Genomic DNA, 19962 nt, shown 5'->3' with positions numbered 1-19962 from the left:
CGCCCGGCCCGCGCTGACCAGCGGCGAGCCAACCGGGCGGGAGGTCGCCCCACCCCGCCAGCGCGCCGCGAGCCGGCAGGACCGACCGACCCGGCCCGCCCGGGTCCGCAGCGCGAAGATCAAGTTCGGGGATCGGGACCCGTCGGTCGAGCTGGCCATCACCGAGATCGCCGGCCACCTGACCTTCACCCCGAACACGGTCACGGCCTGGTACTGGCTTCCCGAGGTGCGCTGGGCATTCCGGCCCGACGCCGAACGCGAGGCGCTGCTCTCGGCGATCTCCGAGCAGTACGCCGGTCTCGCCGGCTTCCGGCTGCACCTGCGCCGCACCACCCGGCCGTTCCCCGCCGACGAGTGGGCGCGCACCATCGACGCGCACACTCCGGCGCCACTGCCTGACGTGCCCGGCACCACCGGCTGGGCAGACCACCTGGTCGCCGCCCAGCGGCACCTGATGGCGGTCAACCACGCCGAGGGGCAGACCTACCTGGGCGTCACCTTCGCCCGCCGCTCCCTCGGCGACTCGCTCACCGAACGGTTGCTGCGCACCTTCGGCCGGGGCACCGCCGACGGCGAACGCCGCAAGCTGGGCCGCACCGTCGAGCAGTTCGACGAGGTGCTCGGCGCGTTCGGCATGCGCGGCCGGCGGGTCACCGCCCAGGAGCTGGAGTGGCTGCTCTACCGCTCCGTGGCGTTGTGCATGGCGCCGCCCGGCACGCTCTCCCCGGTCACCGACGGCCGGTGGGAGCGCGGCGACCTGCTCGCCCTGACCGAACAGGTCGAGCGCTACCGCACCCCGTACGGCTCGACGGTGAAGCTGGTCAACCGGATGACCGGCGAGGAACGGCACGTCGCCGTGCTCGCCGTCGGCCGGATGGAGCCACTGGAGATCCCGGAACGGCACGAGCCGTGGCTGCACTTCCACGAACGACTGCCCTGGCCGATGGAGATCTCCACCCGGGTCGACATCCTCGGCTCCGGCGACTCCTTCCGTAACCTCGAGCACCGGCTGCGGATGATCCGCTCACAGCAGCTCGACTACGCCGAGCACGGCATCGACGCGCCACCGGAGCTGGAGCGGCTGGCCAAGCGTGCGCTGGTGATCGGTGACGAGATGACCACCGGGCTGCCGGTCGACTCGGCGCGCGCACACGGCTGGCACCGGATCGCGGTCGGCGGCCGGACCAGGGAAGAGTGCCTGGAGCGTGCCCGCCGGCTCATCCAGCTCTACTCCCGGGAGCTGCGCATCTCGCTCCAGCACCCGAAGAACCAGGACTGGCTGGCCCGCGAGTTCATCCCCGGCGAGCCGATCGCCAACACCGGCTACGTCCGTCGGATGCCGGTTCCGCTGCTCGCCGCCGCCCTCCCCCAGGCCGCCTCCAACGTGGGCGACCGGCGGGGTGACCTGATCGGTCGGACCGCCGGCACCTGCCGCCGGCCGGTCTTCCTCGACCTGCACTTCCCCATGGAGGTCCGGGAACGCTCCGGGCTCGCGGTCTTCGTGGCCGAGCCGGGCGGCGGCAAGTCGACCCTGCTCGGCGCGCTGGGCTACCTGGCCGCGCGCCGGGGCGTCCAGGTGACCCTGCTCGACCCGTCCGGGCCGCTGGCCCGGCTGTGCGCCATGCCCGAGCTGCGACCGTACTCGCGGGTGCTGAACCTCACCGGCTCGGAGCACGGCACGCTCGCGCCCTACTCGCTCATCCCGACGCCGCTGCGCAGCGAATTCGGCGCTGGCGCGTCCGGTGACCGGGAGTTCGAGATCGCAGTGTCCAACGCCCGCGCCGAGCGCCGAATGCTCGTCCAGGACATCTGCATGATGCTGGTGCCGCCGCAGGTGGCCCGGGAGGCGTCCACCGCCACCCTGTTCCGGCACGCGGTCCGCCAGGTGCCCGCCGAGGAGACGTCCACCATGGACGACGTGGTGAGCTGCCTCGGTCGGCTCGACGACGACGCCGGCAAGGAACTGGCCAACCTGCTGCTGGACACCGCCGAGATGCCGCTCGCCATGCTCTTCTTCGGCCGACCGCCGGAGGGGCTGCTCGGCGCCGACGCCGCGCTCACCGTCATCACCATGGCCGGGCTGCGACTGCCCGACCTGAAGATCGAACGCGAGTACTGGTCCGCCGAGGAGGCCCTCGCCCTGCCGATGCTGCACACCGCGCACCGGCTCGCCGTCCGCCGCTGCTACGGCGGGTCGATGTCCTCCCGCAAGCTGGTCGGCCTGGACGAGGCGCACTTCATGGAAGGCTGGCGGTCCGGGCGATCGTTCCTGGTCCGACTCGCCCGCGACTCCCGCAAGTGGAACCTGGCCGCGCTGGTCGCCTCGCAGAACCCCCGCGACATCCTCGGCCTCGACGTGCAGAACCTGGTCTCCACCGTCTTCGTCGGCCGGATCGCCGAGGACGCCGAGATCGCGTCCGAAGCGCTGCGGCTGCTGCGGGTGCCGGTCAACGACGGGTACGAGGCGACCCTGGCCTCGCTCTCCGCCGCCGACACCAGCTCGGCCAACCGCCTCGGTTTCCGCGAGTTCGTGATGCGCGACGTCGACGGGCGGGTGCAGAAGGTCCGGGTCGACGTCTCGTACGTCGAAGGCCTGCTGGACCACCTCGACACGACGCCCGCCGCGATCGCCGCGGCGGCCGGAGTGCTTCCGAGCATCCCCCTGCCGGATCTGGAGGCGTGACATGGCGAGGGCTCGGGCACGAATCACCTCGTTCCTGCTCGCCCTCGGCGTACTGGCCGGGGCCTCCCTCACCTGGCCACTGATCGGCGCGGAGGCGGCAGCCGCCGCCCCACCGGCCGCCCAGGCCCGTGCCGACCTGTGCACGACGCAGGAGTGGCAGGCCGACTTCCGGGCGTGCGTTTCGAAGCTCAAGGAGGTCAGCGAGAGCGAGGTCACCTGCCGCAACGCACCGACCCCCGGCACGCCGGATTCGGGGCTCGCCGGGTGGTTCGCCGGCCGACCGGACTCCGCCAAGCAGCCCGGTCCGAAGGGCCTCTACAGCGACTACGGCTACGCTGGCTACAGCTATCCAACGTACGACATTCCGGGTGGATGCGCGTCGTCGGTCCTGCATCCGGACTACAAGTTCACCACCACGCTGGCGAACGGCGAATTCATGATGGCCACCGCGATCGTCGGCGCCTCGAACGCCTTGCGGGAGCGGGCCTGGGACCCTCGCTCCATGTGGGGCTGGGCCGATCCGCTGGTCGAGCAGGCGACCAAGGCCGTCTACCAGAAGGTGTTCAGCGTCTTCGGCATCGTCACGCTCTGTGTGGTGGGGCTGTACCTGCTCTGGCGCTCCCGCCAGTCGGACATGAGCAACGCCATGACCACCGCAGGTTGGGCGTTGCTGGTCATGGTCGCGGTCACCGCACTGGCGGCCTGGCCCGTCAAGTCAGCGAACATCGCGGACGGCACGTTGGTCGCCACGTTGGGTGTCGTGCATGATGCCGTGGGTCCCGCAGCCCGGGACACTCCACCGGGTCAATGCGATGATCCAAATCCCGACGCTTGTAAGGACAACCGACCGCCCGCCGTGCGTGCCAGCGACACGGCCACCGAGGCGATGCTCTACCGGAACTGGCTGCGCGGAGTGCTCGGCTCCGCCGACAGCGAGACCGCCCGCAAGTACGGCCCCGCGCTCTACGACGCCAAGTCGCTCTCCTGGGAGGAGGCCGAGAAGCTACGGGCCAACCCCGCGACCCGGCCGGCGACGATCAAGGCGAAGCAGCAGCAGTGGGCTCGGGTGGCTCAGCAAATCGAGACCGAAGACCCGGAGGCATACGAATACCTCCAGGGAGTGCGGGACATGGACCGGGTTGGTGCCGGTTTCATCGCGGTCCTGGCGTCGCTGTTGTTCGCCATGTTCGACCTGACGGCGTCACTGCTGGTCCTGCTGGGCTTCCTCATTTTTCGATGGGCGGTGATCGCGGCACCCATCCTGGGTACGGTCGGTCTGCTCCGACCAGCCAGCGCCGGGCTGCGACGGCTCGGGAACGCCGTGGTCGCCGCGGTCTTCAACATCGCCATCTTCGGCACCGGGGCCGCGATCTACCTGTTCGCGGTCGACCTGATCATGAGTACGCCAACCCTGCCCGGTTGGCTCCAGGTGGTGCTGGTCTGGCTGTGCGGGGTGGTCGGCTGGCTGCTGCTGCGGCCGTACCGGCGGATTACCCAGCTCGGCGGCAAGGACAGCAGCGAGGCGGTCAGTTCGGCCGGGTCCTGGCACCGCCGGTTCTTCCGGGACATGCGGACCGCGGCGCGCCTCGACGTGGCCGAACCCGGTGGCACGGCGGAGCCGGTGGGCGGACGTCGCCGCTCACCGGCGGCCGAGCAGACCAGGTTGCGCCCGGAGGCGCGGCGGGAAGACCACGGCCTGGCACCGACCGCCCCGGTCGATGGCCCGCGCACCGGCACCGGGCGCCCGGACGGTCGGGAACGCGCCGACGAGGCGCCGATGGAGGAGACCGGCGGCCGAGACCGGCCGGTCGCACCCCAACCCCGTCGCCGGCAGCCCGCGACCTGGACCGAACCGGACGTGCCGGCTGAGAGCCCGTCGTTCGTGGTCTATCGACCGGGCTCCGCCGAACAGCGTACGCCGGACCGCACTGGACCGCGGGTGCGCTCGGAGGCACGGTGACGGCGATGCGACGAGGTCTTGAGTTCCTGTTCACCCGGGTGTTGCGGTCCCGCCTGGGGGTGGCGCTGGTGATCGCGGTGCTGATCTTCGGGGTGCTCGGGGCGGCTCGGCTCGTCTCCGGACCGACCGGCCCCGCAGACGGGTTGAGCAGCCGGCCCGACCGACCGATCACCACCGTGGACCCGACGGCCGGCGACGATGGCGCGATCTCCACCGAGGCTCCACCGTCGCCGGTGACGCGACCGGGCGATCGCACGCCTGAGCAGACCGCCGACCGTTTCACCTCGGCCTGGCTCGGTCGGCCCGGCATCACCACCGATCAGTGGCAGGCCGGCCTGCGGCCACTGTCCACACCGGCGCTGACCGAGAAGCTGGCCGGCGTCGACCCCGCCGGAGTTCCGGCCGTCGTGGTCGCCGGCCCACCGGCGGTGCAGTCGCGCAGCGAGACGTTCGTCGAGGTACTGCTGCCCCTCGACACAGGTCGACTTCGGTTGGAACTGGTCGCCGCGGATGACGGCTGGCTGGTCGACGTGGTGGATTGGGAGCGGCAGTGACAAGCGGCAGCGCCCTCCGCCGGCCAGCGCGGCTCGGGATGATTGCCACGATGCTCACCGGGGTACTGCTCCTGCTCTGCTGCACCGGGGGAACCGCCGCGTTCTTCCTCAGCGAGCTCGGAGACGAAACGGAGAAGGCGGACGCCCTGGCCAGCTGGGGCTGCGGCCCTATCCGCCCGGTGGACATCGCCGGCGAGCTCCCGCGGTTCGCCGAGTACGGCGACGCGCAGATCCGCAACGCCGCCATCATCATCAAGGTGGGCCAGGACATGGGGGTGCCGTCGCGGGGGTGGGTGGTCGCACTGGCCACCGCGATGCAGGAGTCCGCGCTGCGCAACCTGGCGAACAGTGGTGTGCCCGCGTCACTGGCCCTGCCGCACGAGGGCGTCGGCGCCGACCATGACTCGCTTGGCCTGTTCCAGCAGCGGCCGGGGTGGGGCTCCGTGACCGAGCGGATGACCCCCGCGTACACGGCCCGAAAGTTCTACGAGAAGTTGGTCAAGGTGCGGAGCTGGCAGCGCCGACCGCTGACGGCGGTGGCGCAGCAGGTCCAGATCAGCGCCTATCCGGACGCGTACGCCAAGCACGAGGAGCTGGCCAGCCGTATCGTCAACGCGCTGTCCGGCGGCGCGGCGCGCACGATCGAGATCAACGGCAAGGCGGTCTGCAACGCGGCCGAGCGCGGCCAGATCGCCGCCTCCGGCTGGACCGCTCCGATCCCGGGCGGCGTCGGCTCCGGCTTCCGAACCAGCAGCCGCCCCAGCCACAACGGGGTCGACATCGGGGCGGCCAAGGGCACCGAAATCCGTGCCGCGGCCACCGGCCGGGTATTGGTCGCCCGCTGCGACCCGGACGACCGCGGCCGGAGGGACTGCGACGTCGACGGGCACCCCGGCAAGGGTGGCTGCGGCTGGTTCGTCGACCTGCTGCACGCTGGCGGCTACATCACCCGGTACTGCCACATGGTGTCCCAACCCCGGGTGTCGCCCGACCAGATCGTGCCGGCCGGCGAGGTGATCGGGCAGGTGGGCAGCAGCGGCAACTCGTCCGGTCCACACCTGCACTTCGAGGTGCATCTGCGTAACGACCGCACCAGCCGTGGCGCCATCGACCCGATCCCGTTCATGCGCGAGCGGGGTGCCCCGCTGCGGAGCGCAGAGTGAGGCCAGCACGGGCATGACCGGACCCCTGCCGGATCCGTTCGCCGACCAGCCCGACTGGGCACCCCGGCCGCCCCGACCGCTGGCGATAGTGCCCGCCACCGCCCAGGTGGAGCTGCGTGGGCGACGGGTGCTGGTCGGGCTGCCAGGGCTGGGTTGGCGGGGCGACCTACGCGCGGACGACCGGGTGGTGCAGGGCGCCCGGACCTATGTGCCGGTGATCCCCGAGCACGAGTGGTACCGGGCCGAGGCCGAGCAGGTCGAGGTTTTCGCGCCGCTGGTACCGGTCGATCGGGTCTGGGTGGAAACGGTCGGCGATCGGCCGAGGTTGGACGAAACCCGCAGCGGCATCCGGCTGGTCTCGCTGGATGGCCCGGCCCACCGGTCCCCCACACCGGTCTTCGAGGCGGATGCCGTCACCGGGCGTCGCGTGGTGCACGTCGAGGGCGGTTTGGAGCACCGCGACCTGCGAGCGGTTACCGAGACCTACTCCGGCGCCGAGGGGGACATCTGCGTCCGGATCACACCCGAGGTGGAGTGGTACCGCTGGGCTTGGCGCGGCCAGTCACCGACCACTCTGGAAGTTCCGGTCCATCTGCTGTGGATTGAGTGACCATCAACCGGCTCGGCTGCCGCCGCAGACCCTCCAACCATCATCGTCCTCGACGACCTCGAACATCCAATCCTCTCGCCGGCTACTCCTTTGGACGCCGTCGGCAGACCCGGCAATAGTGAGCGTCGTGCCCACGGATTCACCGTCCGGAGACGGACTCCTAGTGAGCGGGCCCCAGCTGACTCGCACCGTGACGTTGAAGCTGGACTCCCGCTGCTCCATCTCACGACGGAGGTCGCGCACGGCTTGAAGGTCGGCTCCGCCCTCACAGGTGAAGAGATCGGCTCTCGCGTCGTTGCGGTCGACAAGGAACGCGCGCAGATAGTTGTCCACGACCACGTCGGGTGCGCTGCGGTCCGGTGCGGAAGCGCGGTCGTACAGCACGTAGCCCGTGATGAGAGCGCCGATGGTGAGCAGAGCGAGCACGCCCCCGACCACCGTCAGCACGGTCCGTACCCGGCGGCGTGGCCGCCGCGGCGCCGGCGTAACCGGGGCCGGCGGCAACTGCTCGGACGGGGTCCGCTGGGCCGGTACGCGGGAGACCTGGGAACCGGCGGGGGGCTGCACTGATTCCACCTCCTGAAGTTAACGGCTGGACGCCCCGGAGCCAATGCCTCAGATCCAGCGGATCGTGACGGACCCCTCCCCACCGGTGAGATCCACGACAACACCGGCGCACCGCCGCTGCACCTCCCGGAGGAGCGGCCCCGGCTGGGATACCGTCTCTGCTCAGGGAGGGGTTGCCAACCTCGGGCAGAGGGGGTGGACGCGGTGGCCGGTCCGAAGGCACGTACGAACCGCGCGGCAGCCCTGCACCGCCGCGCCGCGGCTGTCGCGACGGCTGCGGCGAGCATCCTTGACGAGACTCGACCGGCTCCCGCCGATCAGCGCCGCCAGTACGAGCTGGCCGACCGGCTGCGGGCGGTCGCCGCGCGGCTTGCCCCCGGATGGTCGGGCGCCGCCCTGGATTCGCTCAGCGTGGACTCTCCTGCGGGTGAGGGCCCTCCGCCGTTTGTCCGGGTGGGCACCGCGGCGCCGTTGGATGATGCCCGCTTCCCCGCGTTGGTGCCGCTTGTCGGCACCGGGCACCTCAGCGTGGACACCGACGCCCGGGAACCTCGGGTGGCCGGGCTGCTCCGGGCGGTGCTGCTGCGGTCGTTGGGGGCGGCGCCGGCGGGTGCGTTGCTGGTCAGGGCCGTCGATGCGACGGCTGGCGTGCTCGCTCCGTTCGGGGCGCTGGCCGACGCCGGCCTGCTGCCACCTCCGGCGGTGGACGTGGCGGGTCTGCGCGCCGTGTTGACGGAGGCGGAGCAGTGGGTGACGCCGGGGGCGAGCGGGCGGCGCCGGCACGACCGGACGCTGCTGCTGGTGGTCGCCGCGCTGCCGGAGTTGACCGGTCCGACCGACCTGGCACGGATCGAGGCGCTGGCCGACCAGGGGCCGTCCGCGGGGCTGCACCTGGTGGTGGCCGGTTGGCCGCCCGCCGGCCCGTACGCGACGAGGGGTCCTCTGCCGCACGCGACCCCGCTGGTGCTGCGCAACGCGTACGCGCTGCTCGGTGACCCGCCGGGGGCGTCCTTCGCCAGCCCGGGCGCTGATCCGCCGGGCGGGCTCAACTCACCGGTCTTCGTCGAGGCGGACCCGCCGGCCGAGCTGGTCGACGCGGTCTGCCGGCGGCTCGCCGCGCAGGTGGAGGCGGGCTCCCGGTTGGCTCTGGGGGATCTGCTGCCGGCGACGGGTGAGCGGCTCTGGGAGTCGGATTCCACGGACGGGTTGACCACCACCGTCGGTGACGCCGGGGGTCGCCCGGTGCCGCTGGGCTTCACCGAACTGACTCCGCACTGGCTGGTCAGCGGCCGCTCCGGTGCGGGTCGCGCGGCGTTCCTGACCACGGCGCTGCTGGGGCTGGCCGCCCGGTACGGTCCGGACGACCTGGCTCTCTACCTGGTGGATCTCGGTGACGGCGAGTCCTTCGTGGAGTTCCTTCAGACCGAGCGGGACCGGTCCTGGGTCCCGCACGTGCGGGCAGCCGCCATGGCCGCCGATCGGGAGTACGTCCGTGACCTGCTCGATCAGTTGACGATCGAGGTGCAGCGCCGGGCCGAGGCGGGCGGGCGGGCCGGCGGGCAGCGCTTCGCGGAGCTGCGCCAGCACCGGTCGCTGCCCCGGATCGTGTGCGTGTTGGACAATGTCCCGCTCATCTTCGCCGAGCGGGACCGGCTGGCCGCCGAGGTGGCCGCCCAGGTGGACGGGCTGGCCCGTGCCGGCCGGGCGTACGGCGTGCACCTGGTGCTGGCCGGCGCGGGTGAGCTGGGGCTGAGCGGTCGGGGAGAGACCGGCCACCGCGATTCGGTGCTCGGCCAGTTCCCGGTGCGGGTGGCGCTGCCGGGCGGCGGCCCGGTGCTGGAACCGACCAACGACTCGGCGGCCGGTCTGCCGGTGGGCAGCGCGGTGGTGAACACCGCGGGTGGGCTCGGCGGCCCTCGGGGCGCGACCCGGGGTCACGAACGGCTGATCCGCCACCCCGATCCGCAGGACCACCCGGAGGCGGTGGAGCGGCTGCGGCACGAGCTGTGGGCGGCTCGGCCGGCCGGGTCGGCGCCTCCGGTGGTCTTCGCCGGGTACGCCCGGCCGCTGCTGGGCAACGACCCGCGGCATCGGGCGGCGTTGGCCGGTCAGGCGCACGGGCCGGCGGCGCTGCTCGGCCGGGCGGTGGACGTGGCACGCTCGACGGTCGCCGTACCGCTGGGGCCGGCGGCGGGTCGCAACCTCGCGGTGCTGGGGTCCGGCCCGGCGGCGGGCGGGCTGTTGGCGACGGCGGCCCGCAGCACCTCGGATCACCATTCGCCGGGCTCGGCCCGCTTCCTGGTGGCGGCACCGGATCCGGGTGCCCGGCCGCTGGCGGAGGCGTTGACGGCCGAGCTGGCCGCCCGCCATCCGGCCACCATGGTGGACCTGCCGACGCTGCTCGCGGACGCGGACGGCGAGCTGCCGACCTATCTCGTCGTCTTCGGGCTGGACCGGCCGGGGCCCCGGGACCTGCCGGTGGACCGGCTGCGCGCGCTTCTGCGGGACGGACCGCCGTCGGGTCGGCACCTGTTGGGCTGGTGGCGGGCGGTGCCGCCGTTCGCCGCGCTGCTCGAGCCGGAGGGCGAGGTGGACAAGCTCGCGGCCGTGGCCGTGCTGGACGTACCGGCCGCCCAACTCGCCGCGGTCTTCGGTCGGCCGGTGGAGTGGCGGGCCCGGCCCGACCGGGCGGTGCTCTGGGACGGTCCGGACGAGCGGGGCACGGTCCTGGTGCCGTTCGCCGACGAGGCCGGGTGATCCCGGTGGTGCGCGCGGGAGGTGTCGAATTGGGTCCGAACACGACGGTGACGGGGCCGGGACGGCAGCGGGCCGCCGAGGGGGACGGCACGCAGGCGGGTGTGGAGCCCACCGCGGTCTGGTCGGAGTACCTCGCCGCGGCCCGCCAGCTGGACGGCGTACGCCGCAGCGCGGCGGCCGCCGCCGGTGAGCAGGCCCGCTCGGCGGACGCCGCCCGGGAGGAGCTGACGGTGGTGCGCACCAGGCTGGCGAGCCAGCAGGAGCGTCTACGTGAGCGGGGTGTACCGGCGATCTCGCTGGTGCCGTCCCCGCCGGAGCTGACCGAGGCGGCCCGGTCGATGGCCGGCGGCCCCGCGGCCGTGCTGTCTGCGCTGCGCGTCGCGCGGGGTCAGGCCGAGGCGGCGGACGCGGCGCTGGCCGCAGGCGGCCGGTTCCTCCCAGGGGCCTGGCCGGCGCGGCTGCGCAACCTCCTGGTGTACGGGCCGCTGGCGCTGCTGGTGCCGCTGATCCAGGTCGTGGTGTTCGTGGTGGCCGGAGCGGGCCCGGCCGGCGTGGCGGCGCTGGTCTGCGGGCTGCCGATGCCGGCGGTCGCCTTCGTCGCCGGCTGGGTGGGCATCGGGCGGGTGTTCCGCGCCGGCCCCGGGGGGCGACTGGACCGCACCGTGCGCTTCGGTGCGTTGGTCTGCCTGGTGCCGGCGGTGCTGGTCACGGCCGGCCTGTTGCTGGCCCTGCTGGCGAGCTGATCCACCGGGCGGAGGCCGGCCGGACGACGAGGCGGACCGGTCCGAGAAGAACCGGGCAGGCCGGAGAGGCGGACCGGTCCGGGAAGAACCGGGCAGGCTGGGGAGGCGGACCGGTCCGGGAGAACGGGGCGGTCCGGAAGAACAGGGCCGGGAGGGCCGCGAGCCCGGGAACGGAACGGCCGGCCGTCCCGTGCGGGGTCGGCCGGCCGTTGGTGCGTAGGGGTGTCAGCGGGGGATGATCAGCGCCATCGCCTCGGCCCGTGACTTCGCGTCGTGCTGCAGCGTGCCACGTACGGCAGACGTGATCGTCTTAGCGCCGGACTTCTGGATGCCGCGCATCGCCATGCACATGTGCTCGCACTCGAGCACGACGACGACGCCGCGCGGGGCGAGCTTGCTCATCAGCAGGTCGGCGACCTGGGAGGTGAGCCGCTCCTGCACCTGTGGCCGGCGGGCGAAGACCTCGACCAGCCGGGCCAGCTTGGACAGGCCGGTGATCCGTCCGTCGGGGCCGGGGATGTAGCCGATGTGCGCGCTGCCCCGGAACGGCAGCAGGTGGTGCTCACAGAGGCTCATCACGTCGATGTCGCGGACGATCACCAGCTCTTCGTGGTTGGCCTCGAAGGTGGTGCTGAGCACCTGGGCCGGGTCGACCCGCAGGCCGGCGAACAGCTCGGCGTACGCCCGGGCGACCCGGGCCGGGGTCTGCTGGAGCCCGTCACGGTCCGGGTCCTCGCCGACGGCGATCAGGATCTCCCGGACCGCCTTCTCGATCCGCGCGAGGTCGACGGCGTCCTCGACCGGTCGCCCGGTCAGCCTGCCGCTGATCAGCCGGGCGGCCACGTAGTCCAGCCCGTCGTCGCCGTCGGGCTCGGTCGCGGAGACGGCCAGCTCCCGGTGGGGGGAGCTGGCCGTCGGGTCGCTGCTCAGTGTGTGCCGTCCGAGTTGTTGGACGAGGCGCCGCCAACCGACGCCTGCGCGCCGTCGGCCTCGGCCTGCGCCTTGAGCTTGTCCTTCTCCGCCGGGGTGAGCACGGGCGGCTCGGTGGAGGGCTGGCGCTTGCCGAAGCCGTTGTACGGGGCAAGCGGCGGGCGCTTCACCACCCGGGCGCAGATCCGGGCCATGTCGGCCGTGGAGAGGGTCTCCTTCTCCATCAGCTCGAGCACGATGTTGTCCAGGACGTCCCGGTACTCGACCAGGATCTCCCAGGCCTCGTCGTGCGCCAGCTCGACCAGGGCCCGCATCTCGCCGTCGATCTCGGCGGCGACCGAGTCCGAGTAGTCCCGCTCGTGGCCCATGTTGCGCCCGAGGAACGGCTCGTCCCCGCTGGTGCCGTACTTGATCGCACCGAGCTTGGAGCTCATGCCGTACTGGGTGATCATCGCGCGGGCCAGTTGGGTGGCCTTCTCGATGTCGTTCCCGGCGCCGGTGGTCGGCTCGTGGAAGACCAGCTCCTCGGCGGCCCGACCGCCCAGCGCGTACGCCAGGGTGTCGATCATCTCGGCGCGGGTCTGGGTGTACTTGTCCTCGGTCGGCAGCACCAGGGTGTGGCCCAGCGAGCGGCCACGCGACAGGATCGTCACCTTGTGCACCGGCGCGGCGTGCGGCAGCGCCCAGGCGACCAGCGCGTGCCCACCCTCGTGGTACGCGGTGATCTTCTTTTCCTGGTCGCTCATCACCCGGGTCCGTCGCTGCGGACCGGCGACCACCCGGTCGATCGACTCTTCCAGCGAGTCGTTGCTGATCGCCCGCTGTTCCTTGCGGGCGGTGAGCAGGGCCGACTCGTTGATCACGTTGGCCAGGTCGGCGCCGCTGAAGCCCGGGGTACGCCGGGCCACCGCGTCGAGGTCCACGTCGGGCGTGAACGGCTTGCCCTTGGCGTGCACCCGGAGGATGGCCTTGCGGCCCTCCATGTCGGGGGCGTCCACCGGGATCTGCCGGTCGAACCGGCCCGGGCGCAGCAGCGCCGGGTCGAGGATGTCCGGCCGGTTGGTGGCCGCGATCAGGATGACCCCGCCCTTGGTGTCGAAGCCGTCCATCTCGACGAGCAGCTGGTTGAGCGTCTGCTCCCGCTCGTCGTGACCGCCGCCCATGCCGGCGCCACGGTGCCGGCCGACGGCGTCGATCTCGTCGACGAAGACGATCGCCGGGGCGTTCGTCTTGGCCTGCTCGAACAGGTCACGGACCCGGCTGGCGCCGACGCCGACGAACATCTCCACGAAGTCGGAGCCGGAGATGGAGTAGAAGGGCACCCCGGCCTCGCCGGCGACCGCGCGGGCCAGCAGCGTCTTGCCGGTGCCGGGCGGGCCGAACAGCAGCACGCCCTTCGGGATCTTGGCGCCCAGGGCCTGGTACTTCGCCGGGTTCTGCAGGAAGTCCTTGATCTCGTACAGCTCCTCGACGGCCTCCTCGGCACCCGCGACGTCCGCGAAGGTCGTCTTCGGAGTGTCCTTGGTGATCATCTTCGCCTTGGACTTGCCGAAGTTGAGCACCCGGGAGCCGCCGCCCTGCATCTGCGACATGAAGAACAGCAGCAGGAGCACGAGCAGCGCGATCGGCAGCAGGTTGACCAGCAGGCTCACCCAGATGCTGTCCGACGAGACCTTGGCGTCGGCCGGGCCGGTGACCCGGTTGGCCGCCTTGGCGTCCAGCACCTCGTTCCAGACCTGGTCGCCGGCCTGGTACGGGAACTGAGCCTCGATCTTGTTGGTGGTGGTCTCGCCGAACTTCGTCTTCTGGGCCAGGTCCAGCTGGAGCGTCTGCTCCTTGTCCTGGAAGACGACCTTATTGATCTTGGCGGTGTGGAGCTGGTCGAGCGCAACGGAAGTGTCCACGCGGTGGTAGCTGGGACCAGCGGTGAACAGCTGACTGAGCACAACGGCGCCGAGGATGACCAGGATGATCCAGACCACCGGTCGGCGGAAGAAACGCGTACGTTCCATACTGTTGTCGAGCGCCGGGGCGCCCGCATCCTCCTGATCGACGTCCTGACCGTCTGATGGTGTCGCCGCGGTTGAGCGGCGGCCGGAGCCGCCGTGCGGGCCGGCCTCGACCCCGAGGCGCGCAAACTGCCGCGCCGCGGTCATTCGACGGTACACCGTGTACGCGAGGAGTGAGCTTGCGAGCCCCGCACTCGGCACACCTTCGCCATCGACGAGGCGCACCGTGGGCAGGCCCGCCAGCCCCGCACCGACAAGTACGGCGGGTCCGGGCTGAAGCCGGCGTGGCGGGGAGTCCGGCCCGACCACCCGAACGCCCGGTCACGCGGTCGAGGGGGTCGGGCGCGGAGCAACCTCCGCGCCACCGGGCTCCACGGTAACCGGAACACCTGAGAGTGCGCTGAACGTCGGCTTGACGAATACCGATGCGAGTTGGGCTCACACGCCCGCGGGCGGCGGCCCGGTCGGCGTCAGCGCCGGGCGTAGACCTCCGGCTTGAGCACCCCGACGTACGGCAGCTCCCGGTAGCGCTCGCCGAAGTCCAGCCCGTACCCGACGACGAACTCGGTCGGGATGTCGAAGCCGACGTACTTCACCGGGACGGGCACCTTGACCGCGTCCGGCTTGCGGAACAGCGCGACCACCTCGACGCTCGCCGCGGAACGGGACTCCAGGTAGCGAAGCAGCCAGGAGAGGGTCAGCCCGGAGTCGACGATGTCCTCGACGACCATCACGTGCCGCCCGGCGATGTCGCGGTCCAGGTCCTTCAGGATGCGGACCACGCCGGAGGAGGTGGTGCCCTGGCCGTAGGAGGAGATGGCCATGAAGTCCAGCTCGACCGGGGGGCCGTTGCGGCCCAGCGCCCGGGCGAAGTCCGCCATGAACATCACCGCGCCCTTGAGCACGCAGACCAGCAGCAGCCCGTCGCCCACGTGGGCGTAGTCGGCGGAGACCTGTTTGGCCAGTTCCGCCGTCTTCTCGCGGATCTGTGCCTCGGAGATGATCACGTGGTCGATGTCGGCGTCGTACCAGGAGCCGTCAGCCATGACTCCTAGCCTGCCGTACGTCGGATGGCCCCCGTCGGCGGGGCCGCACCTTTTGGCGCGGTCCCACCCAGGATTTTCACCGCAAAAACCACCAAACACATCAGCTGGTACGGGACCGCCAGCGGCGGCCGTCGTCGCTGGGCTTCCAGTCGGCCGAATCGTGGCTGTCCGCAGTGAGGCCGGCCGCCGAGGCGACGCCGAGCAGGACGAGGAACAGGAGGAAGAGCAAAAACTCCATGGCGGCGCTCGCTTTCGCATGGTTGCTGTCGGTTTCGCCGCCGGTGCGCACCGGACTGACACCAGTCTGCGACCGGTCACGCCGACCGGACAGTGGCAGAGATGCCATCGGGCATCGATTTTCTGCCACCTACCGGGTTACCCTCGTCACATGCTCCGATCCGTGGCCGTCCTCGCCCTCGACCAGGTCGCCCCCTTCGAGCTCGGCGTGCTCGCCGAGGTGTTCGGCACCGACCGGACGGCCGACGGCTTCCCCGGTTACCGCTTCCAGGTGTGCAGCCCCGACGGCGCCCCCGTACGCACCTCCTCCGGCTTCCACCTCACCCCGCACGCCGACCTGGGCCCGGTGGAGGACGCCGACCTGGTGGCCGTCCCCGCCCACAGCGCGGGCACCACGGTCCCCGACTCGGTGCTCGACGCGCTGCGCCGGGCCGACGCGCGCGGCGCGTACCTGTTCAGCGTCTGCTCCGGCGCCTTCCTGCTCGGCGCGGCCGGGCTGCTGGACGACCGGGAGTGCACCACCCACTGGCGGTACGTGGACGAGCTGCAACGCCAGCACCCGCGCGCCCGGGTGCGCTGCAACTCGCTCTACGTCCAGGACGGTCGGCTGCTCACCAGCGCCGGCACCGCGGCCGGCATCGACGCCTGCCTGCACCTGATCCGCCAGGAGCACGGCTCGGCCACCGCGACCCGGCTGGCCCGGCGGATGGTCGTACCGCCGCACCGCGACGGCGGCCAGTCGCAGTACGTCGAGGCGCCCATCCCGAAGGCGCCCGAGGCGCCCACCCTGGAGCCGGTGCTGGAGTGGCTGATGGGGCATTTGGACCGGACGATCACCGTGGAGGAGCTGGCCGTCCGGGCCGGCATGGCACCGCGCACGTTCGCCCGGCGGTTCCGCGCCGAGACCGGCACCACCCCGCACGACTGGCTCACCAACCAGCGGGTGCTACTCGCCCGCCGGCTGCTCGAGGAGACGCCGCTGAGCGTGGAGGCCGTCGCCGACCAGGCCGGCTTCGGTGACGCGGCGGCGCTGCGGCACCACTTCAGCCGCCGGGTCGGCGCCACCCCGCACGGCTACCGGACCACCTTCCGGGACCGGGCGCACAGCGGCTGAGATCAGCCGGGAGTGACGGGAGCCAGCCGGTCGGCGCGGCGAAGCACCCGGACACCACCGGGCAGGTCGGCGGGCCCCTGACCGCGCCACTCGGTGACCAGGGCGTCCAACGCGGCGACGTGCCGGTACGACAGGGCACCCGGCGAGGCGCCGAGCTCACGCGCCCACACGTGCAGCACCCGGCCGCGCACCGCGGGCGCCAGGCCGACCAGTGCCGGCACCAGGAGCCCGCCCCCGGGATGCCGGGCCGCCGCCAGCGCCGTTTCCGCCAACTCGTCGAGCGCCGCGTTGTCGGCCGCCACCAGCCGGGCGGTACGCGCGAGGTTGTCCAACACCCCGGGTCCCAGCGCCCCCACCAGCGCCGGCAGCACGTCGGAACGCACCCGGGACCGGGCGTACGACGGGTCGGTGTTGTGCGGGTCCTCCCACGCGCTGAGCCCGAGCACGGCGCAGGCGGCGCGGGTCTCGGCCCGGCCGATCATCAGCAGCGGGCGCAGCAGCGGCACCCCGGCCAACTCCCGCCGGGCGGGCATCCCGGCCAGCCCGCGCGGGCCGGCCCCGCGGGCGAGCGCGAGCAGCACGGTCTCCGCCTGGTCGTCGCGGGTGTGCCCGGTGAGCACCGCGACCGCGCCGTGCTGACGGGCGACGTCGGTCAACGCCTGGTAGCGGGCCTCCCGGGCGGCCGCCTCGGGGCCACCCGACCGCCCGGCAACCTCCACCCGGACCACCGCCACCGGTGCGAACCCAGCCTCCCGGGCCCAGGCGGCCACCGCCTCGCCGCGTTGCGCCGAGCCGGCCTGCAGGCCGTGGTCGACGGTCACCAGGCCGGCGGCCCGACCGAGCCGGGGCGCCACGAACGCCGTGGCCGCCGCCAGCGCGAGCGAGTCGGCGCCGCCGGAGCAGGCGACCAGCACCGGGCCGTCGGACGGCAGGCCGGTCAGCGCGCGGCGGACCGCCACTCGGATGGCGGCCACCGGCGGGGCGAGTGCGGCCACCGGCGGACGGTCAGCCGGCGGACGGGAAGGTGCCAGCCGGGCCGTGCACCCGGGCCACCCAGGCGTCCGGGTCGCCCAGCTCGGAGAGCCGGGGCAGGGTGAGCGGCGAGTTGAAGATCGAGTTGAACTTCTCCATGCCGACCCGCTCGACCACGCCGTGCACGAACTTGCGCCCCTCGGCGTACTGACGCATCTTGACGTCCACCCCGAGCAGCCGGCGGATCGCCTTCTCCAGCGGGTTGCCCGCCTCACGACGCCGGTTGAACGACGCCCGGATCCGCTCCACGCTCGGGATCACCTGCGGGCCGACGCCGTCCATCACGAACTCCGCGTGCCCCTCCAGCAGGGTCATCAGCGCGGTGAGCCGGTCCAGCACGGCCCGCTGCGCCGGGGTCTGCACGATGTCCAGAACGCTGGTGCGGCTCTCCGGGTCGCGGACCGCCTCGGACAGGGTGGCCACCCCACGCCGCAGCCGCTCGACCAGGTGCTCGCCGCCGCTGGACGAGGCGTCCACGAACGCCTGCACCTCGCTGAGGAAGTAGGCCCGCATCCACGGCACGGCGGTGAACTGGGTGCGGTGGGTGACCTCGTGCAGGCACACCCAGAGGCGGAAGTCCCGCGGGTCGGCGCCGAGCTTGCGCTCCACCTCGACGATGTTCGGCGCGACCAGCAGCAGCTGACCCGGGTCGGCGGAGAACACCTCGTACTGGCCGAGCACCCGGCCGGACAGGTAGGCCAGCACGGTGCCGGCCTGCACGCCGGTCAGCCGGGACCCGATCGCCTCGGTCAGCGCGCCGGGCTGCTTGTCGCCGGAGAGCCGGTTGACCAGCGGGGTGATCACCTCGCGGAGCCCGGCGATGTTGGCGGCGGCCCAGTCGCGGCGGTCGACCACCCGGACGGGCGGGTGCGACACCTGCGCCCGCAGCCCGGTGTAGTCGGCCACGTGCCCGGCCGCCTCGTCGGTCAGCCGCCGCAGGTCGCCGACCACGTCGGTGGCCTCCGAGTACGACACACGGGGGCCCGACTTGCTCAACGCCCCCGCCGTCGCGGCGGCCAGATCCCAGTCCACGAACTGCGCCATGGACCCACCGTACCCGCGCCGCGACACCCTGGCCCGGGCTCGCGCCGGCGATCGACGGCGGTCGCCGCCCGGTCGGCCGGCGACGGTCAGCGACAGCCGCAGGCGGCCAGCGCGGCGGCGATCCGGTCCAGCGCCGGTTGGGCGGTGTCCGTGCCGCCCGGCACCTGATCGGTGAGGACGGCGAACGTGAGCAGCCGACCATCGGCCGTGGTGGCCAGGCCGGCGATGGCGTGCACGCCGGTCAGCGTGCCGGTCTTGGCCCGTACGGCACCCGCCCCGGCGCCGGTCCCGGGCGCGCCGCGGTAGCGGTCGTCCAGGGTGCCGGACCAGCCGCCCACCGGCAGGCCGCCGAAGATGCCGGCCAGCTCCGGATGGTCCGGGCTGGCGGCCAGGCGGATCAGGTCGGTCAGCAGCGAGGGGCTGATGCGGTTGAGGCGGGACAACCCGCTGCCGTCGGACAGGGTGATCTCGTCGGCGGGCAGGCCCAGCTCGGCCACCTCGGCGTCCATCGCGGCGGCGGCGCCCTCGAACGAGGCCGGCTGGTTGCGGGCCAGCGCGACCTGGCGGGCCAGCGCCTCCGCCAGCAGGTTGTCGCTCTCGCTGATCATGATGTCGACCAACCGGATCAGCGGCGGGGACTGCACCACGCCCAACTCGGTGCCGGGTGCCGGCGTGACGCCACCGGCCGCTGCGGTCGGGGCCGTACCCCGCTTGACGGCGCTGGTCGGCACGCCGAGCAGCCGCGCGAACGAGCGGCCGGCGGCCAGGTCCGGCTCGGTGACGCGCTCGGCGCCGCCGCTGTCCGCGCCCGGGTCCTTGCGCGCGCCGTCGGCCATCAACGCCGTCACCGCCCCGCCGTACCCGCCGGTGGGGATGTCATCGTCCCAGCCCGGGCCGTAGACCGGGCCCGAGAAGATCGAGCCGTCGACGATGACGCTGGTGGGGGCGCTGCCGCCAAGGGCGGTCCGCACCTGGCCGGCCAGGTCGTCGAGGCGCGCCGCGCCCGGGTAGTAGCCCTTCTTGTCCACCGCGAGGGTGAAGTCGCCGCCACCGACGATCACCACCTCGCCCGGATTCGCGCCGGCCACCGCCCGGGTCGGGATCCGGTACCCGGGGCCCCTGGCGGCCAGCACGGTCACCGCCGTCGCCAGCTTGGTGACCGAGGCGGGCACCGTCCCGTCGTCCGCCCCCTTCACGAACAGCGTCTGGCCGGACGTCACGTCGGCCACCGAGACGTTCACCCGGCCACCCAGGGCCGCCGCCCGGACCAGCGGGTCGAGCGCGGCCCGTACCCCGTCGGGTGTGGGCAGCGGGGCGTTGGGGTCCGGGCCGGCCAGCACCTCCGACGGGTCTGGCTCCGGGGTCGCGCCAGCGGCGGCCGGCGCGGCCCCGCCGTCGTCGCCCAGCCAGCCCGCGACCGGGCCCGGCCGGGTCACGACGACCCCGACGCCGGCGAGCACCAGCAGCACCACCACGGCCAGCACCACCGGCAGCCGCCGGCGGCTGCCGGTGG

The 19962-nt window shown here is 72.9% G+C and carries 16 protein-coding genes; 8 read left to right on the top strand and 8 right to left on the bottom strand.

Annotated features, from left to right (window positions below; genetic code table 11):
• The 5 genes from DKT68_RS08660 to DKT68_RS08640 form a co-directional block, all read left to right on the top strand.
• Positions 1-2683: ATP-binding protein (locus DKT68_RS08660; protein ID WP_109816896.1), on the top strand; the 2683-nt coding region annotated here is incomplete at its 5' end.
• A gap of 1 nt (position 2684) precedes the next feature.
• Positions 2685-4643 (top strand): MraY family glycosyltransferase, encoded by a 1959-nt coding sequence (locus DKT68_RS08655; protein WP_109816895.1) that lies wholly within the window; start codon positions 2685-2687, stop codon positions 4641-4643.
• Between the two features lie 5 nt (positions 4644-4648).
• Complete coding sequence (locus DKT68_RS08650) at positions 4649-5197, top strand: hypothetical protein (RefSeq protein WP_407940705.1); 549 nt, start codon at positions 4649-4651, stop codon at positions 5195-5197.
• Between the two features lie 50 nt (positions 5198-5247).
• Positions 5248-6360 (top strand): M23 family metallopeptidase, encoded by a 1113-nt coding sequence (locus DKT68_RS08645; RefSeq protein ID WP_236646798.1) that lies wholly within the window; start codon positions 5248-5250, stop codon positions 6358-6360.
• A gap of 13 nt (positions 6361-6373) precedes the next feature.
• Positions 6374-6970 (top strand): hypothetical protein, encoded by a 597-nt coding sequence (locus DKT68_RS08640; RefSeq protein WP_109816893.1) that lies wholly within the window; start codon positions 6374-6376, stop codon positions 6968-6970.
• 3 nt (positions 6971-6973) lie between these two features.
• Here the strand turns inward: DKT68_RS08640 and DKT68_RS08635 are convergent, their stop codons facing one another.
• The gene (locus tag DKT68_RS08635; protein ID WP_109816892.1) at positions 6974-7537 is read right to left on the bottom strand and encodes a hypothetical protein; all 564 of its coding nucleotides are present in this window, start codon (positions 7535-7537) and stop codon (positions 6974-6976) included.
• A 195-nt stretch (positions 7538-7732) separates the two neighbouring features.
• Here DKT68_RS08635 and DKT68_RS08630 point away from each other — a divergent pair, with 195 nt between their 5' ends.
• Both DKT68_RS08630 and DKT68_RS08625 read left to right on the top strand, forming a co-directional pair.
• A complete protein-coding gene (locus DKT68_RS08630; protein ID WP_109816891.1) occupies positions 7733-10294 on the top strand; it encodes an FtsK/SpoIIIE domain-containing protein in 2562 nt (853 codons plus the stop codon).
• Between the two features lie 47 nt (positions 10295-10341).
• On the top strand, positions 10342-11037 hold the full coding sequence (locus DKT68_RS08625) for a hypothetical protein (protein WP_407940707.1): 696 nt from the start codon (positions 10342-10344) through the stop codon (positions 11035-11037).
• Positions 11038-11262: 225 nt separating this feature from the next.
• On the opposite strand, the gene folE is transcribed toward DKT68_RS08625, so the two are convergent.
• The 4 genes from folE to DKT68_RS30890 form a co-directional block, all read right to left on the bottom strand.
• A complete protein-coding gene (gene folE / locus DKT68_RS08620) occupies positions 11263-11928 on the bottom strand; it encodes a GTP cyclohydrolase I FolE (RefSeq protein WP_109816890.1) in 666 nt (221 codons plus the stop codon).
• A gap of 35 nt (positions 11929-11963) precedes the next feature.
• The gene (gene ftsH / locus DKT68_RS08615) at positions 11964-13979 is read right to left on the bottom strand and encodes an ATP-dependent zinc metalloprotease FtsH (RefSeq protein ID WP_109816889.1); all 2016 of its coding nucleotides are present in this window, start codon (positions 13977-13979) and stop codon (positions 11964-11966) included.
• A 467-nt stretch (positions 13980-14446) separates the two neighbouring features.
• Entirely contained in the window at positions 14447-15022 is a 576-nt protein-coding gene (gene hpt / locus DKT68_RS08610) for a hypoxanthine phosphoribosyltransferase (RefSeq protein WP_109816888.1), read from the bottom strand.
• Between the two features lie 100 nt (positions 15023-15122).
• A complete protein-coding gene (locus DKT68_RS30890) occupies positions 15123-15311 on the bottom strand; it encodes a hypothetical protein (protein ID WP_146218322.1) in 189 nt (62 codons plus the stop codon).
• A gap of 99 nt (positions 15312-15410) precedes the next feature.
• On the opposite strand from DKT68_RS30890, the gene DKT68_RS08605 reads away from it, so the two are divergent.
• The gene (locus tag DKT68_RS08605) at positions 15411-16373 is read left to right on the top strand and encodes a GlxA family transcriptional regulator (protein WP_109816887.1); all 963 of its coding nucleotides are present in this window, start codon (positions 15411-15413) and stop codon (positions 16371-16373) included.
• A gap of 2 nt (positions 16374-16375) precedes the next feature.
• Here DKT68_RS08605 and tilS read toward each other — a convergent pair whose 3' ends face one another.
• The 3 genes from tilS to dacB all read right to left on the bottom strand — a co-directional run bounded on the left by tilS (position 16376) and on the right by dacB (position 19942).
• Positions 16376-17368: a tRNA lysidine(34) synthetase TilS gene (tilS, locus tag DKT68_RS08600; protein WP_109816886.1), complete on the bottom strand. Its 993-nt coding sequence runs from the start codon at positions 17366-17368 to the stop codon at positions 16376-16378.
• A gap of 10 nt (positions 17369-17378) precedes the next feature.
• On the bottom strand, positions 17379-18449 hold the full coding sequence (locus DKT68_RS08595) for a zinc-dependent metalloprotease (RefSeq protein ID WP_109816885.1): 1071 nt from the start codon (positions 18447-18449) through the stop codon (positions 17379-17381).
• Positions 18450-18535: 86 nt separating this feature from the next.
• The gene (dacB, locus tag DKT68_RS08590; RefSeq protein ID WP_407940706.1) at positions 18536-19942 is read right to left on the bottom strand and encodes a D-alanyl-D-alanine carboxypeptidase/D-alanyl-D-alanine endopeptidase; all 1407 of its coding nucleotides are present in this window, start codon (positions 19940-19942) and stop codon (positions 18536-18538) included.
• Between the last annotated feature and the right edge of the window lie 20 nt (positions 19943-19962).

Source organism: Micromonospora acroterricola, from assembly GCF_003172955.1.
Taxonomy (GTDB): Bacteria; Actinomycetota; Actinomycetes; order Mycobacteriales; family Micromonosporaceae; genus Micromonospora; species Micromonospora acroterricola.
The sequence above is the reverse complement of the archived record's forward strand: the minus strand, read 5'-3'. Positions and strand labels throughout refer to the sequence as shown.